Annotated in this window: 17 protein-coding genes and 1 pseudogene; 14 read left to right on the top strand and 4 right to left on the bottom strand. The window is 55.4% G+C overall.

The window, feature by feature from the left end; all coding sequences use genetic code 11:
- Nucleotides 1-57: 57 nt before the first annotated feature.
- Nucleotides 58-579 (top strand): chorismate--pyruvate lyase family protein, encoded by a 522-nt coding sequence (locus G506_RS19235; RefSeq protein ID WP_051201997.1) that lies wholly within the window; start codon nt 58-60, stop codon nt 577-579.
- A 92-nt stretch (nt 580-671) separates the two neighbouring features.
- Nucleotides 672-1,361 carry a glutathione S-transferase N-terminal domain-containing protein gene (locus G506_RS0108240; RefSeq protein WP_028116450.1) on the top strand — a complete coding sequence of 230 codons (690 nt, stop codon included), beginning with the start codon at nt 672-674 and terminating at the stop codon, nt 1,359-1,361.
- 11 nt (nt 1,362-1,372) lie between these two features.
- Here G506_RS0108240 and G506_RS19240 read toward each other — a convergent pair whose 3' ends face one another.
- Nucleotides 1,373-1,717 (bottom strand): hypothetical protein, encoded by a 345-nt coding sequence (locus G506_RS19240; protein WP_035387163.1) that lies wholly within the window; start codon nt 1,715-1,717, stop codon nt 1,373-1,375.
- Nucleotides 1,718-1,947: 230 nt separating this feature from the next.
- On the opposite strand from G506_RS19240, the gene G506_RS0108250 reads away from it, so the two are divergent.
- Complete coding sequence (locus G506_RS0108250; protein WP_028116451.1) at nt 1,948-2,868, top strand: SPFH domain-containing protein; 921 nt, start codon at nt 1,948-1,950, stop codon at nt 2,866-2,868.
- Nucleotides 2,865-3,314: an NfeD family protein gene (locus G506_RS0108255; protein ID WP_028116452.1), complete on the top strand. Its 450-nt coding sequence runs from the start codon at nt 2,865-2,867 to the stop codon at nt 3,312-3,314. Before G506_RS0108250 ends, G506_RS0108255 begins: the two co-directional genes overlap by 4 nt.
- On the opposite strand, the gene G506_RS0108260 is transcribed toward G506_RS0108255, so the two are convergent.
- Entirely contained in the window at nt 3,298-4,032 is a 735-nt protein-coding gene (locus G506_RS0108260; protein ID WP_028116453.1) for a tRNA-uridine aminocarboxypropyltransferase, read from the bottom strand. The two genes, G506_RS0108255 and G506_RS0108260, sit on opposite strands and share 17 nt — an antisense overlap.
- A gap of 80 nt (nt 4,033-4,112) precedes the next feature.
- Nucleotides 4,113-6,500 carry a glycerol-3-phosphate 1-O-acyltransferase PlsB gene (gene plsB, locus G506_RS0108265; RefSeq protein ID WP_035387164.1) on the bottom strand — a complete coding sequence of 796 codons (2,388 nt, stop codon included), beginning with the start codon at nt 6,498-6,500 and terminating at the stop codon, nt 4,113-4,115.
- 253 nt (nt 6,501-6,753) lie between these two features.
- On the opposite strand from plsB, the gene lexA reads away from it, so the two are divergent.
- The 6 genes and pseudogenes from lexA (at nt 6,754) to G506_RS0108295 (ending at nt 12,366) form a co-directional block, all read left to right on the top strand.
- Nucleotides 6,754-7,377 carry a transcriptional repressor LexA gene (gene lexA / locus G506_RS0108270; RefSeq protein WP_028116455.1) on the top strand — a complete coding sequence of 208 codons (624 nt, stop codon included), beginning with the start codon at nt 6,754-6,756 and terminating at the stop codon, nt 7,375-7,377.
- Complete coding sequence (locus G506_RS20425; protein WP_051201998.1) at nt 7,377-7,823, top strand: SulA-like leucine-rich domain-containing protein; 447 nt, start codon at nt 7,377-7,379, stop codon at nt 7,821-7,823. Before lexA ends, G506_RS20425 begins: the two co-directional genes overlap by 1 nt.
- Nucleotides 7,824-8,153: 330 nt before the next feature.
- Nucleotides 8,154-9,275, top strand: a pseudogene (gene coxB, locus G506_RS0108280) (cytochrome c oxidase subunit II); the annotation flags it as partial.
- Between the two features lie 35 nt (nt 9,276-9,310).
- A complete protein-coding gene (gene ctaD / locus G506_RS0108285; RefSeq protein ID WP_051202009.1) occupies nt 9,311-10,921 on the top strand; it encodes a cytochrome c oxidase subunit I in 1,611 nt (536 codons plus the stop codon).
- On the top strand, nt 10,921-11,454 hold the full coding sequence (locus tag G506_RS0108290; RefSeq protein ID WP_420806079.1) for a cytochrome c oxidase assembly protein: 534 nt from the start codon (nt 10,921-10,923) through the stop codon (nt 11,452-11,454). The genes ctaD and G506_RS0108290 overlap by 1 nt, the downstream gene beginning before the upstream one ends.
- Nucleotides 11,455-11,490: 36 nt before the next feature.
- Nucleotides 11,491-12,366 (top strand): cytochrome c oxidase subunit 3, encoded by an 876-nt coding sequence (locus G506_RS0108295; RefSeq protein ID WP_028116459.1) that lies wholly within the window; start codon nt 11,491-11,493, stop codon nt 12,364-12,366.
- Nucleotides 12,367-12,378: 12 nt separating this feature from the next.
- On the opposite strand, the gene G506_RS0108300 is transcribed toward G506_RS0108295, so the two are convergent.
- A complete protein-coding gene (locus tag G506_RS0108300; protein ID WP_028116460.1) occupies nt 12,379-12,585 on the bottom strand; it encodes a DUF2909 family protein in 207 nt (68 codons plus the stop codon).
- A gap of 9 nt (nt 12,586-12,594) precedes the next feature.
- Between G506_RS0108300 and G506_RS0108305 the strand changes: the two genes are divergently transcribed.
- The 4 genes from G506_RS0108305 to cyoE all read left to right on the top strand — a co-directional run bounded on the left by G506_RS0108305 (nt 12,595) and on the right by cyoE (nt 15,782).
- The gene (locus G506_RS0108305; protein ID WP_169628086.1) at nt 12,595-13,320 is read left to right on the top strand and encodes an SURF1 family protein; all 726 of its coding nucleotides are present in this window, start codon (nt 12,595-12,597) and stop codon (nt 13,318-13,320) included.
- Nucleotides 13,321-13,403: 83 nt separating this feature from the next.
- A complete protein-coding gene (locus tag G506_RS0108310) occupies nt 13,404-13,901 on the top strand; it encodes a hypothetical protein (RefSeq protein WP_028116462.1) in 498 nt (165 codons plus the stop codon).
- 8 nt (nt 13,902-13,909) lie between these two features.
- Entirely contained in the window at nt 13,910-14,884 is a 975-nt protein-coding gene (locus tag G506_RS0108315) for a COX15/CtaA family protein (protein ID WP_028116463.1), read from the top strand.
- Entirely contained in the window at nt 14,877-15,782 is a 906-nt protein-coding gene (gene cyoE, locus G506_RS0108320) for a heme o synthase (protein ID WP_028116464.1), read from the top strand. Before G506_RS0108315 ends, cyoE begins: the two co-directional genes overlap by 8 nt.

The raw sequence follows: 15,782 nt of genomic DNA on the forward strand, positions 1-15,782 counted from the left end.
CGATTGCGCTTGCGGTTTTGATAGACTGGTGCCGAAAAAGGAGTTTGAGGAGTCGTTATGTTGGTGACCGAGCTAGACCTTGAGGTAGGCCCATCGGCGCATTTTCAGCGCTGGCTTGGTGATCGTGATTCATTGACCGAGCACCTGCGTCGACGCTGCCACCACTTTGAAGTGGAGTTGCTGCGGCAATGGCAGCAAGCAGCGACCGAGTCGACCGAGTTGTGGCCTGCCGGTGAACGGTTGTGGTTGCGCGAGGTGCTATTGCACTTAGATGGTCGCCCTTGGGTGTATGCCGTCACTGAGATCCCACTGACCACCTTAAGTCACGGCGGGGTTGATTTTACTTTGTTGGGGACGCGGCCGTTAGGGGAGGTGCTGTTCAGTCACCCACAGATCCGCCCGTGCGCGCTTACGGTTAGGCAGTTTGCCAGCGACAGCCGAGCGGCGCAGCTAGCCCGTCAACATCGGCAACCGGTGCACCAGCCACTGTGGGGCCGCAGCCGAGCCTTTGAGTTGGCCGGGATGCCACTGCGAGTTAACGAAGTATTTTTGCCAATCGCTCAACAACAGCTCAGTTAACCTTTGCCACAGCTATCGCGCCAGTTCCTCGCCTGAACTGGCGTTTTTGCTTGTGGCTGTTAGGTTAAGGAAAAACACCCGAGGGCGACTGGATGATTGAACTGTTCTATTGGCCAACCCCAAACGGCCATAAAATCACCCTATTTTTGGAAGAGGCGGGGTTGGACTATCGGCTGACACCGCTAGATATCGGCGCCGGTGCCCAGTTTGAACCGGAATTTTTGGCGATCTCGCCCAATAACCGAATGCCGGCGATTATTGACCATGCCCCGGTTGATGGCGGCGGCCCGTTGGCCTTGTTTGAGTCTGGGGCGATTTTGGAATATTTGGCTGATAAGGCGGGGCAGTTCTTGCCGCAGCAGCCACGTGCTCGTGCCTATGTGTTGCAGTGGCTGCATTGGCAGATGGCCGGCCTTGGGCCGATGGCAGGGCAAAACCACCATTTCAATCATTACGCCCCAGAAACCATTACCTACGCCCAGCAGCGCTATATCAAAGAGACCGCGCGGCTCTATCGGGTGCTGGATCAGCAACTACAAGGCAAAGCGTTTATCTGCGGGGAATTGTCGATAGTGGACTTCGCTTGCCACCCGTGGGCGCAATTGTGGCGCGGCCAAGGGCAGGATATTGAGCAATTTCCGAATATGGCGGCGTGGCTTAAACGAGTAAAGCAGCGGCCAGCCGTTCAGCGGGCGTACGCCATTACCGAACAGATGAAAGACGCCAAACCCGCCAATGAATTGACCGAACAGCAGCGCAAACTGCTGTTCAACTTAGATTGAGTAACCGCGCATTAGATGCTGTTTTGGTCGAGCAGCTCTTGCGCCTGCTCGCCGGCGTCGTCGATCGCTTGTTGGGCGTTATCGCCCGCTTGATCGATGGCGTCTTCGGCCAACTCTTTGGCTTGATCCAAGGCGTCGTTGGCGGCTTGTTTAGCGCCATCCAGCAGTTGCTCAGTATCGACACCACCATGCTCTAAGGCATCTTTGGCGATAACACTGGCGTCTTGCGCCAGCGATTGCGCATCCTCTGCCAACGCTTTGGCGTCGTCGGCCAGTTGTTTTAGTTCTTGTTGTTGTTCGGCGCAGCCGCCAAGAAGCGCTGCAGAAACCAGCAAAAGCGGAAGAAAACGAGTCATAAAACCATCTTTTAAGGAATAACAGCCGGCATTGTAGCCGCTGTTGCAGTCGGCATCGAGGCTAAATTTAGGCTGTGGAAAACTTTGTTGAAAAGGTTATTACAGGCTGTGACCAGTAGCGGTTACGATGGTTGTAGTGTTGTGCAAATAAGCAGCAGCTTGGTCGGTGCCGCCGAGCTCCAAAAGTAATTAAGTCAATCAATGGATGAGTCAAATTAAGGGAGTAACCGATGCTTGGAATTGACGTAGTAGCCTTGGCAGTCGTGGCTTTGGCAGTTGTGCTGGTGGCCACCGGCGTAAAAATGGTTCCTCAGGGATTTCAATTCACTGTCGAACGTTTTGGTAAGTTCACCCGAGTACTAAAACCGGGGTTAACGGTGATCATCCCTTTTGTGGATAACATCGGCCGTAAGCAAAATATGATGGAGCAAGTGCTGGATATTTTGCCGCAAGAGGTGATTTCATCGGATAACGCTATGGTCACCACCGATGCGGTGTGCTTTTACCAAGTTCAAGATGCGGTGAAAGCATCTTATGAGGTCAATAACTTAGAGCTGGCGATGCAGAACTTGGTGATGACCAACATCCGGGCGGTGCTCGGCTCGATGGAGCTGGATGAGATGCTGTCGAACCGCGACCGTATCAACGCGGAATTGCTACTTAAGGTCGATGAAGCTACCGATCCATGGGGGGTCAAAGTCACCCGTATCGAGATCCGCGATATCTCGCCGCCGTCGGACCTAGTCGATGCGATGGCGCGGCAAATGAAAGCCGAACGGGAGAAACGGGCGGCGATCTTAGAAGCCGAAGGCGAACGGGAGGCGGCAATTAAAGTCGCGGAAGGGCAAAAACAGTCGGAGATCCTCAAAGCTGAAGGCGAATTAGAGGCCGCTAAGCGCGCTGCCGAAGCGCGGGAACGATTGGCCGAAGCCGAAGCCAATGCTACCGCCATGGTTTCTAAAGCCATTGCCGAGGGCGACAATCGCGCGATCAACTACTTCGTGGCGCAAAAATACGTGGAAGCGCTACAAACCGTCGGCAGTGCCGCCAACAGCAAGGTGATTATGATGCCATTGGAGGCCAGCAATGTGATTGGCTCAGTCGCAGGCATCGCTGAATTGGTAAACAGTGCCAAGGAGAATAACCGATGACTGAGGCTTGGATGTTAGCGCCGTGGCATTGGCTGGTATTGGCGCTGCTGCTGTTGGCGCTAGAGGCGCTCGGCGCTGGCGGTTTCGTCCTTGGTGCCGCGTTAGCGGCGGGGCTAATGGCATTGCTGTTGTGGCTGTTGCCTGAGTTGAGTTGGGCCAGCCAACTCATCCTATTTGCAGTGGCCGCGGTGGCCTTTAGCGTGGCTTATTGGCGTTTTTTTCGTGGTTTTAATCAACGCACCGAACAGCCGCAATTAAACGATCGGGCGGCGCAGTTAGTTGGCCGCCGTATTACCTTGGCTGAGCCCTTGCCAGTAGGGGACAGTCGCTTACAGCTGGGCGATACCTTGTGGCGGGTGCGCAGCGAACAGGCTATCGCCGCTGGTACGGCGGTAACAATCCATGGCAGCGATGGCATGGTGCTGTTGATCAGCGCGGTAGAGTAATGCTTTCGAGATACTGAAATGGCTCGCTGTCACTGACCGCGGGCTTTTTCATCTTGCCAGCAAAATAGCGCTGCGAGAACACCTGAAAAAACGCATCCAGTACATTGGCGTTGTCGGTCTCACCGGCTAAGGCCAGCACCTGTGCCGCCACTTCGGCGGTCGCCAGCTGATGCTCGTGAGCGGCGCTGCGCAGGCGATAACGGCTAAGCGCTTCTGGGGTGATAGACAGCACTGGAATACCCGTTAAATAGTCGCTTTGAAACATCTTGCGCGCTTGCTTCCAGGTGGCATCCAGCAGGATCAACAGCGGCGTTTTACCCTCGCTCTGCAGTACCTTTTCATGCACCCGCTCCGGTTCGCTGTATTGCCCCGGGAATACCAGCATCGGTTGGTATTGCGGATCTTTGAGCAATGCCAGCAGCGCCGGTTCGGGCTCGGTACGATGCCAGCTAAAGGCGACACTGTCCGGCAATATCTCGGCGATTAAGCGGCCGGTATTGGTCGGTTTCAGTGGCTCTTTCGGATGCATCAGTAGGCAAAAACGAACGTTACTGGTTTGCGGTCGCGCCCAAGCACAACAGCAATAGTTGCGGGCGATCTGGCAGCGCAGACAGCGCTCAACAGTGGCGCCACGGGCGGCAAATGGTCGAGTGGATAGCGCAATTCGCTGTTGGCGCAGCGCCAATACGGCATTGGGGTAAGGGTGATTGCTGGTCATAACAAGTAAAGGCGAGCTTGTGCCCGCCTTATCAGGATGGTGGTAACCGAGAGTTGGCTCCTCGGCGAATGCGGTGAAGTTTAGCGCACGGCGATGATCGAGTTATACACTGGCGCTGCCACCAGCGACAGCACCAGTTGCGTCATCGCTTCGACTTGGGCGCGATCGGCGTCCTCACCCAATAGTCCCAAGTCTTTGAACTTGTTGGTTAAGGTGTTGAACAGGCTCTTATCAAAGAACTCTGGGGCGCTAATGCCATGCAGCTTAGACATATGCTCGGCCAGTTGTTGGCTCTCACGCTCTAAGGTGCCGCGCTCGATCTCCGGCTCATTTTGCAGACGTGACAGCACGATGGCGTAGCGTTGGATGGTTTCCTGTACTTGGTTAGCCAGATTCAACAAGGCGGCGTGTTGCTGCTGGTGACAGTCGATGCCATTGGCGTCTTCCAGCAGCAGTTGCAGGTGCAGTAACTCGTTGATCATGCCATCAAGGTAGTTGTCCAACTCGCTGTGGTTCATGCCGATAAACAGTTCCGCTTGCAGCAGCGGGAACAGGCTGTGGATCTGCTGTTTCAGTTGCTCACGGCTCTGTTTGCCTTGACGCAACAGCAGGCTGGCGATCAGCGCTGGCAGCACCAGCAGATGCTGGCTGTTGTTGCGGTAATAGGTCATGGTGACCGCAGTACCTTCGATCAGGCTGATGATCTCACTCATGCCACCTTGCTGGCGCTCAAACTTGTTCAGATCGAGCACATGTTGCAACACCGCTTTGCCATCGCCCTCTGGTACCGTGGCGCGGCTGGTGTATGGCACCGCCCGCAGCAGATCCAGATAGATGTCGAGCTGGCGCTCTAGGGCGCTGCGCTCCATCGCATGGTGTTCGGTGGCCAGCAGAATCGAGGCGGTCAGGGTCATGGCACTGGCGGCGGCAGCATCGTTGATGTGACACATCAGCTGGTTCGCTAACTGGTTAACCGCAGGGGTAACCCAGCTGTGTTTGGTGTCGCCAGCGGCCACTTGGGCGCGCCAGTCCGGCTGCTGTTGATTTAAAAACTGCTGCAGGGTGATCGGCTCGCCAAAGTTCACATAACCTTGGCCATAGTTGCTGAGTTTGCGAATGGCGGAGAACACCTGCCAGGCGCTCTCTTTCTCTTTCTTCTTACCTTTTAGCTCATTGTGATAGGAGTTCACCTCCATCACATGGTCGTAGCCAAGATATACCGGCACCAGGGTCACTGGCCGTTCCAGACCGCGCATCACGCTGTTGACGGTCATGGCGATCATCCCGGTTTTCGGTGGCAGCAGACGACCAGTGCGGGAGCGGCCACCCTCACAGAAGTATTCCACCGAATAGCCACGCTTAAACAGCTGATCGAGGTATTCGCGGAAGATGGTGGAGTACAGCTTGTTGCCCTTAAATGAGCGGCGAATAAAGAACGCACCACCACGGCGGAAGATTGGACCGGCTGGCCAGAAATTCAGGTTAACCCCGGCGGCGATGTGCGGCGCCACCAGACCTTGCTTATAGATCACGTAGCTCAGCAGCAGGTAATCCATGTGCGAGCGGTGGCAAGGTACATAGACGATCTCATGGCCATCTTGCGCCAACTGGCGCACTTGCTCGGCGCCGCGGACGTTGATGCCGTTGTAGAGTTTGTTCCACAACCAGGTCAGTACTCGGTCACCGATGCGGAACAGTTTTTCGGAGTAGTCGGCGGCGATCTCATCGAGGATCTTGCGGGCGTTTTGGCGCGCTTTCTCTTCGGTGATGTTTTTCGCTTTGGCTTCATCAGCAATCGCTTGTTGGATCACCGGTTCGCGCAGCAAACTGCGTAACAGGCCGTTACGCTCCGGCAATTTAGGGCCGGTGGCTACCGTACGTTGGCGACCAAAGTGCACTCGTGCCACCCGAGCCAGCTTGTTGGCCAGATCGGTGTCACTGCCACGCTGCTCGGCCATGTAGCGCATCGATACGGCACGAGAAAAGCGGATAAAGTTATCGCGGCCGACCACCGCAATAATCAGCGATTTGCGCAGCCAAGTGGGTTTGTCGTCGGCCAAAATGGTGGCGCTAACGCTCTCCTCTTTGCCGGGATCTCGGCCCCACAGCAGGCTGACCGGCACCACTTGCACATCCAGTTGTGGATCGGCTTTGTGCAGGCTCAGCAGATGTTCAAATGGCTTTTGAAAGCTGCTGCCCTTGCGACGGCCAAACAGACTTTGCGCCGGCTCCAATGAGACCCAGCGATTGATGGTGTGTTCGCCCAATTGCAGTGGTTCAAATGGGCTTGGGAGACCCAGCTTTAAGCAGCACTGGTGCAGTGCCAGCCGATCCGAGAAGGCATCCTGTGGTAAGACGTAAACGATGGGGCGGGACAGATCCAGATCCAGTTCGGTGATCGGCCGCTCTGGGATCGGTTGGCTTTGCACCAGCAAACGTTGCAGGCCATTAATCGGTCGCTGCCACATCGGTAGAAGGGAGTTACTCACGTGCGCTTCTCGGCAATTACTTAACTGGCGCAGAGTGTACACGCATTGGCAACATCAGGCAGCACTGGTGCGATAGAAGCTAACGGAACACTCGATTTGCGAAACTCATCCGAGCACATCTGTTTGGTTTATCTGAAATTCCAGCAACAAATTTGCCGTTGGTTGTTGAAATCATCAACAACCTGTATATGATTACAGTATCTGCACTGTATAGATAAACAGGTATTTACTGATGAAGCCGTTGACGCCGCGCCAAGCCCAAGTGTTTGATTTGATCCGCGAACACATGCAACAAACCGGCATGCCGCCAACTCGGGCCGAGATTGCCCAGCGGTTGGGGTTTCGCAGCGCCAACGCCGCCGAAGAGCACCTGAAAGCGTTGGCCCGTAAAGAGTACATCGAGATTGTGCCGGGCACCTCCCGCGGCATTCGGATCTTGGTTGAAGATCAGCAAGAGGAAGAGCTGGGACTGCCACTGATTGGGCGGGTTGCTGCCGGTGAGCCAATCTTGGCGCAAGAGCATGTGGAATCACACTACAAGCTGGATCCGATGCTGTTTCGCCCGCAAGCCAACTATCTGTTGCGTGTCCGCGGCGATTCGATGAAAGAGATTGGCATCCTTGATGGTGATCTGCTGGCGGTGCATCAAACCAATACCGCGCGTAATGGCCAAGTGGTAGTTGCGCGGGTTGGTGAAGATGAAGTGACCGTAAAACGCTTTCAGCAGCAGGGTAACGTGGTCTATCTGCATGCGGAAAACAGCGACTATGAACCGATCGTGGTCGACTTAACTGAAATGCCATTGTCCATTGAAGGTCTCGCTGTGGGCGTGGTTCGCAACGGAGATTGGGCCTAATGAAATCGTCGCAGCCACTGCAACATCGTCATCCTGGTATTTGGCAAACTGCGGTTGCCGCCCGCCCAAGCGTGACTCAGCACCAATGCCAACGTGGCAATGGCCTGTTAAGTATCGCCACACAGTTACGCCAACAGGCGCAGCAGTCGGGTTGGCTACTGCTGATCAATGCTCCAGAGTGCGATTGGCAAGCGGTGGTGCAGCAGACCGGATTCGATTGCAGTCGAATTTTGCGTCTGCGTTGCAATGATGAATTGGAAGCCTTGATGGCGTTAGAGCAGGGCTTAATCACCGGCACCAGCGTAGCGGTAGCGGCGTGGTTGCCGCAGTTGGATGCGCGTGATCAGCGCCGGTTGCAGCTGATCAGTAAACGCGCCCACTGCCCAGCCTTTGTGTTCCACAGTGATCCGCAACGGCTCTGCGCTATCGCTAACTCACTGCATTAATTTATGTTTTTATAACCACTAAGGGAGATCTTCGGATCTCCCTTAGTGGTTTCTGAACCATACTTTTAGCAAGGCAAGGTGGCTTGATCCCGTCTGCATCTAACGTTAGCTTGGACAATAACTGTCCAAGTTGTATCGCAAACCGTGGTTAGGACGGGATTAAAAGAAACCGGTCGATGTACTGGCAGAATTTACGTAGCGATGGCGCTTAAGCGCCTATGAAGTAAGCGCGTATGCCCGTGCCCTTTAGGGTTTTGGGAGCTTACATAGAGACGAGCATTACTGTGCAAGCTTTCTTCTTACCGTTGCAGTCAACGTGGGAGAAGTGTTGTGAAGTTAACGCTGTACGGCGGCCTAGCCGCTTTGTTCAGTGGCAAGGTTGTCGCCGCTGAATCGCCGTGGAATTTAACCCCCGGCGTTACTGATATCAGTCAGCAGGTGTTTGGCCTGCATATGACCATCTTTTATATCTGTTGTGTGATCGCGTTGGTGGTGTTTGGGGTGATGCTCTATTCGCTGATCTACCATCGCAAATCCAAAGGGGTTACCCCCGCGAATTTCCATGAAAGCACCAAGGTCGAAATTATCTGGACGGTGATCCCGTTTCTGATTCTGATCGGCATGGCGGTACCTGCCACCAGCACCCTAATTGAGATGGAGGACCCATCGGATGCCGATCTGACCATCTTGGTGACCGGCTCGCAGTGGAAATGGCACTACCAATACTTCGGTCACGATGTGGGATTTTTCAGCTTATTGTCGACCCCAAAAGCGCAGATCGAAAATCAACAAGCCAAGGGTGACAACTACCTGTTAGAGGTGGACAAACCATTGGTGATCCCGGCCAACCGTAAAGTACGTTTTTTGATGACCTCGGATGACGTGATCCACAGCTGGTGGGTACCGGCTTTTGCGGTCAAAAAAGACGCCAACCCCGGATTTATCAACGAAGCCTGGACCAAAGTAAATGATCCCGGCACTTACCGCGGCCAGTGCGCCGAATTGTGTGGCAAAGACCACGGCTACATGCCGGTGGTGGTGGAAGTGCTGCCGGAAGCGGAATTTGACCAATGGTTGGCACAGCAGCAGCAAGCGGCCAACGCCGCCGCGGCAGCGGAGCAGGCGTCATTGGCGCAGCAGTTAACCATGGATGAATCGATGGCCCTTGGCGAGTCGATCTACATCGCCCGCTGTGCCGCCTGTCACCAGCCCAATGGCATGGGCTTAGCTGGTGTATTCCCGGCCATCAGCGGCAGCGCCATCGCCACTGGCGACATCGGCAGCCATATCGACATCGTCGTCAATGGCAAAAGCGGCACCGCGATGCAGGCCTTTGGCAGTCAGTTGACCTTAAAAGAGTTGGCGGCAGTGGTGACTTACCAGCGCAACGCTTGGAGCAACAACACCGGAGAAGTGATCCAAACCAGTGAAGTGAACCAATGGATGCAAGGAGGCCAGCAATGAGCGATGTCGTAAATGACGCCAAGATGGAGTTGGCGGAACCGCTGGTTGATGGCCCTGATGCTGGCGAGCACAGCCACGACGACCATCACCATGCCCAGCCTAGCGGCATTATGCGCTGGCTGCTGACTACCAACCACAAAGAGATTGGTAGCCTCTATTTGTGGTTCAGTTTCATTATGTTCTTGGTGGGCGGGGCGATGGCGATGGTCATTCGCGCTGAGCTGTTCCAACCCGGTTTACAGTTGGTTGATCCCCATTTCTTCAATCAGATGACCACGGTGCATGGCTTGATCATGGTATTCGGGGCGGTAATGCCCGCCTTTACCGGCTTGGCCAACTGGATGATCCCGCTGATGATCGGTGCCCCGGATATGGCGCTGCCACGGATGAACAACTGGAGCTTTTGGATCCTACCGTTTGCCTTTGCGATGTTGCTCGGCAGCCTGTTTATGGAAGGTGGTGGTCCCGCCTTTGGTTGGACCTTCTACGCGCCGCTGTCCACCACCTACAGCGGTGATTCCACTGCGCTGTTTGTGTTCTCGGTCCACATCATGGGGATCAGTTCAATCATGGGCGCGATCAACGTCATCGTAACCATCGTCAATTTGCGTGCGCCGGGCATGACTTGGATGAAGCTGCCGCTGTTTGTTTGGACTTGGCTGATCACCGCGTTCTTGTTGATTGCGGTGATGCCGGTGCTGGCTGGGGTAGTTACCATGGTGTTGACCGATAAGTATTTCGGCACCAGCTTTTTTGATGCCATGGGCGGCGGCGATCCGGTGATGTTCCAGCATATTTTCTGGTTCTTCGGCCACCCCGAGGTGTACATCATGATCTTGCCGGCGTTTGGCATTATCTCGGCGATTGTGCCCGCTTTTAGCCGCAAACCGCTGTTTGGTTACGCCTCGATGGTGTACGCCACCGCTTCCATTGCTGGGTTGTCCTTTATCGTTTGGGCGCACCACATGTTCACTACCGGGATGCCGGTCGCTGCTGAACTGTTCTTTATGTACTGCACCATGCTGATCTCGGTGCCGACCGGGGTCAAGGTGTTCAACTGGGTCGCCACCATGTGGCGTGGTGCCATCAGCTTTGAAGCGCCGATGATGTTTGCCTTGGCTTTTATTGTGCTGTTCACCATTGGCGGATTGTCGGGCTTGATGTTGGCGATAACCCCAGTCGATTTCCAGTATCACGACACCTACTTTGTGGTGGCGCACTTTCACTATGTGCTGGTGACGGGGGCGGTGTTCTCAATCATGGCGGCGGCCTATTACTGGCTACCGAAATGGACCGGTCATATGTACAGCGAAACCCTAGCCAAGTGGCACTTCTGGTGCTCGTTGGTTTCGGTCAATGTGCTGTTCTTCCCAATGCACTTTTTGGGGCTGGCGGGGATGCCACGGCGGATCCCTGACTACGCGCTGCAGTTTGCCGACATCAACCAAGTGGTTTCTATCGGTGGCTTTGCCTTTGGCTTATCGCAACTGATCTTCCTTGCTCTGGTGATCAAGTGCGTCCGTGGTGGTCAAGAAGCGCCAGCCAAGGTCTGGGATGGTGCCGAGGGGCTCGAATGGACGGTGCCCTCACCCGCGCCGTTGCACACCTTTGATACGCCACCGGTGGTGCGTTAATGATGGCGGCCAACCAGAAGCTGTTGATAACCCTGTTGCTGATCGTGCTGGGGATGTTTGGCTTTGGCTTTGCCTTGGTGCCGCTGTATGACGTGTTTTGCGAGATTACCGGCATCAACGGCAAAACCAACAGCGAAGCGGTCAGCGCCTCGGCGGTGGTGGACGAACAGCGGTTGGTGACGGTCGAGTTTGTCACCCACATCCGTAATGACATGCCATGGCAATTTGAACCGGTGGTGCAGCGGATGCAGGTGCACCCGGGCAAGACCACTCAGGTGGCGTTTCGCGCCACCAATTTGTCTGGCAACGACACCATTGGCCAAGCCATCCCATCGGTGAGTCCCGGCCAAGGGGCGCTCTATTTTTCCAAAATTGAATGCTTCTGTTTCAACCATCAACCGTTACCGGCGGGCGAAACCGCCGAGATGGGATTGGTGTTCTTTGTTGATCCGGAACTGCCAGAAGAGATTCAAACACTGACGTTGTCGTACACCCTCTACAACATCACTGATGTGGTCGCCGAACAGGGTTAGCGTTGGCGCTTTGGCGCAAGCTCAAGGAGAGCAAACATGAGTCAAAAAGTTGAACGATATTATGTGCCGGCGCAAAGCCCGTGGCCGATAGTCGGCGCGGTGGCGCTGGGAATGATCGCCGTCGGGGCCGGCAACTATGTCGCCAGTCTACCGGATGGCGGTGGTTATAGCGGTTACCTGCTGTTGGCGGGGATCGCGCTGCTGTTGTACATGCTGGTTGGTTGGTTCCGCAATGTCATTGATGAGTCGATGTCGGGGCTCTATTCGGCGCAGATGGATCGCTCATTTAAGCAAGGGATGGCGTGGTTTATCTTCTCGGAGGTGATGTTCTTCTTCGCCTTTTTTGGCGCGCTGTTTTACGCCCGAATGCTGGCGGTGCCATGGCTTGGTGGCGCGGGCAATAACGCCATGACCCACGAGGTGTTGTGGCCAACTTTTGAAGCGGTATGGCCGCTGGTGAGTACCCCAGGCGGCACCACCACCGAGGCGATGGGCTGGGGCGGTTTGCCGCTGTATAACACCATCATCTTGGTGATCTCATCGATCACCTTGCATGTCGCCCACACCAGCTTGGAGCAAGACAAACGCAAGCCGCTGACCATTTGGCTGGGGATCACCATTTTACTAGGGTTGGCGTTTTTAACGTTGCAGGTTGAGGAGTATATCCACGCCTATCGGGAGATGGGGCTGATGCTGAGCTCAGGGATCTATGGCAACACCTTCTTCCTGCTCACTGGATTCCACGGTCTGCACGTCACCTTGGGCACCATCATGTTGATCGTGATGTTTTTCCGAGTTGCTAAAGGGCACTTTACTCCCGCTAACCACTTCGGCTTTCAGGCATCAAGCTGGTACTGGCACTTTGTCGATGTGGTGTGGTTGTGTCTGTTTGTGTTCGTGTACGTGCTGTAACAGCCGCAGTGATTAATAGGGCCTTGGGTTAAGCGGTAGATAGCCCAAGGCAGCGGCAATCAGCACGATCAGTAGCACCAGTGCTGACACCCCAACTCGGCGGCCAAGGTAATGACTCATGCTGCGACCGCCACGGATCATGGCAATGCCAGCTAAGGCGAGGTTGACCAAGATGTACAACAACAGAAGTAGCAACAGCGTCTTTAAAATCAGCGTCATGGTATATCCGTGTTAGGCAAAAAGGGGCTTGCTGTAGTGGTTACTGTGGCGACTCTGGTGCTGTTGATCAAGTTGGGCTGGTGGCAACTGGATCGCGCGGCGGAAAAACAGCAACTGGCGCAGCAGTACCAACAGCGCGCGGCACAGCAACTGCAATGGCCGTTGCCCAGCGGCGATCTGCGCGGCTATGGCTTGCAGATCACCGGTCGCTGGCTAAGCCAATATGGCCTGCTGTTAGACAACCAAGTTTGGCAAGGCGCCATTGGTTACCGCTGGCTGGTGCCGGTGGAGATCAGCCCAAGTCAGCCGTGGCTATTGGTGGATCTCGGCTTTGTCGAAACCGGAGGTAACCGCCAGAGTTTGCCATCGTTGCCGCCACTGCCAAAGGTGAGCCAACTGCAAGGGCGACTGCTGCAACCTGGGGTCAACCGCCTTGCGGATCAGTTACTGCCAGAGGCGCTAGTTACCCCAGCTGGGGCCGCGATTACTCGCGTGCAAGCGCTCAATTGGCAGCAACTGCAGCAACATTGGCAACAGCCGATCGTGGCGGCGCTACTGTGGTTAGAGCAGCCGCAACAACTCGGATTTGTTAAACCATGGCAACCGCTCAATATGGGAGCAGACAAGCATCGCGCCTATGCCCTGCAGTGGTTCTCATTGGCGCTGGCACTGTTGATTATCGTGCTGGTGTTGTGGCGCAAACAAAAGACAGCGGTAGCGACGGTTAGTTCGTAGCCGAATAACGATAACAATCTCACCAGCGGTATCGGTGATTGGCCTCAAGCGCGATTGCGCCTGGGCAACGACAAGGAGTAGCTATGTCCTCATCGACCGCGAAACGCACATTGATGCTGATGCTTGGGTTATTTCTGCTGCCGGTGTTATTGGCGGCAGCGGTACTGCAATTTGGCTGGTATCAAGGTGGTAGCACCAATCAAGGGCGACTGCTTAGCGAACTCAGCTATCAACAGATCAATCAGCCCAACCCCTTTGCCGAGCAATGGCAGATCATCACTTACGCTCCCAGCAATTGCGCTGCCGACTGCCAGCAGCAATTGCAACAGCTTAGCCAAGCGCATATTGCCCTCGGCCGTGAACAGCGGCGGGTGGTTCCTATTGTCTACAGTGCGGCACCAATGCTGCTGCCAGAGCGGTTGGTGCCGGTGATCGCGGCGCCATTGCAAGCGCCACTGGCTCCGTACGCGTTGGTGGTGGTCGATCCGCTCGGTCAATGGGTGTTGGGTTATCCGCCGGGACAGACCCAAGCGATGCTTAAAGATCTGCGCAAATTGTTGAAGTTGTCGCGGATAGGCTAGGGGGAAGGATGCGAACACTGACCTTATCAGCACTGCTGTTTTCCTTAGTGGTTATCGCCTTAGGGGCATACACCCGTTTGACTGACGCTGGCCTTGGGTGCCCAGATTGGCCCGGCTGTTACGGCTATCTGCTGGTGCCTAACGATGCGCAAATCAGCACCGCTGAAGCGCGCTTTCCAGAGCGTCCGGTGGAGGCCGCCAAAGCGTGGGCAGAGATGATCCATCGTTATGTAGCGGCGCTGCTGGGGCTGATGATCGTCGCCATTGCCGGTTTGCATTGGCGCGCTGGTGGTCATAGCCGTTTACCTTATCTGTTGCTGGGCTTGGTGCTGTTTCAAGGGGCACTGGGGATGTGGACGGTGACCTTAAATCTGATGCCGGTGATTGTGATGGCGCATCTGCTAGGCGGGTTTAGCATCGCCTCGCTGTTGCTGTTGTGGTATCTGCGCCAGCCGCAGTCTGCGCTGACGGACACCGCCGGCAACCGTCAACCTCGTTCACTTAAACCATTAGCGGCCGCCGCGCTGTTGGTGCTGTTAGCCCAGATCGCCCTTGGCGGTTGGACCTCGGCCAATTACGCCTCACTGGCTTGTACTCAATTACCGATTTGCGAAGGCGACTGGGTGGCTAAGCTGGCGCCGAAAACCGCCTTTACGCCGCTGCAACCGCCGGCAAAAACCTACGAGTTTGGGGTACTGGATCACCCGGCGCGGATGACCATCCATATCGGCCATCGACTGTGGGCGATGGTGACCGCTGCGGTATTGATGTTGTTGTGGTGGCGGTTAGCCCGCAGCGGTCTTGGTCGCTATGGCCATCTGATGGGAGCGGTGCTGCTGTTACAAATTGGCCTTGGTATCGCCAATGTGGTGGCCGGCTTGCCATTGGCGGTGGCGGTGGCTCACAACGGCGTGGCGCTGTTGTTACTGCTGACGGTGGTCGCCAGCAATGTTCGGATCTGGCAAGGAGGACAGCATGGATAAAGCAATAGCTCTGACGCAGGGGTGGCCGTGGCGCGACTACCTTGAGATGACCAAGCCTAAAGTGGTGGCGCTGATGCTGGTTACCGCCTTGGTCGGGATGGCACTGGCATCACCGGGCTGGATCCCACTGCTGCCGATGGTGGCCGGATTGAGTGGTATCGGCTTGATGGCCGGGGCGGCGGCGGCAATTAACCATCTGCTGGATCGCCGTATCGACACACAGATGGCGCGTACTCATAACCGACCGCTACCCAAAGGCAGTGTAAGCGCCACTTCGGCACTGGCGTTTGCACTGATCCTTGCGGTCACCGGATTTGTGCTGCTCTATGGCTTGGTTAACCCGCTTACCGCTTGGTTAACCTTGGCGTCACTGTTTGGCTATGCGGTGGTGTATACCGGTTATCTGAAGCGGGCAACGCCGCAAAATATCGTTATTGGCGGCTTGGCTGGGGCGATGCCACCACTGCTTGGTTGGACGGCGGTGACGGGCGAATTTCACGGCCACGGTTTGCTGCTGGTGATCATCATCTTTGCCTGGACGCCACCGCACTTTTGGGCGCTGGCGATCGCTCGTAAGGCCGATTACGCCAAAGTGGGTTTGCCGATGCTGCCGGTGACTCATGGCGACGACTACACCAAAACTCAGATCCTGTTGTACAGCCTGTTGTATGCCATTGCCTGTTTGCTGCCGGTGTTGGTGGGAATGAGTGGCGCACTGTATCTGCTTGGGGCGACTGGATTGGGGGCTTGGTTTATCTATCGCGCCTGGCAACTGAAGTTTCAACCGCAGCAATACCCACCAATTAAGCTGTTTTTACTGTCGATTTGGCACCTGTTGGCGCTGTTTGTACTGCTGTTGGTGGATCACTATACCAATAATATTTATGGATTTTTTTAA

Origin of the sequence: Ferrimonas senticii DSM 18821 (assembly GCF_000422665.1) — a bacterium.
In the GTDB taxonomy this organism is placed as follows: domain Bacteria; phylum Pseudomonadota; class Gammaproteobacteria; order Enterobacterales; family Shewanellaceae; genus Ferrimonas; species Ferrimonas senticii.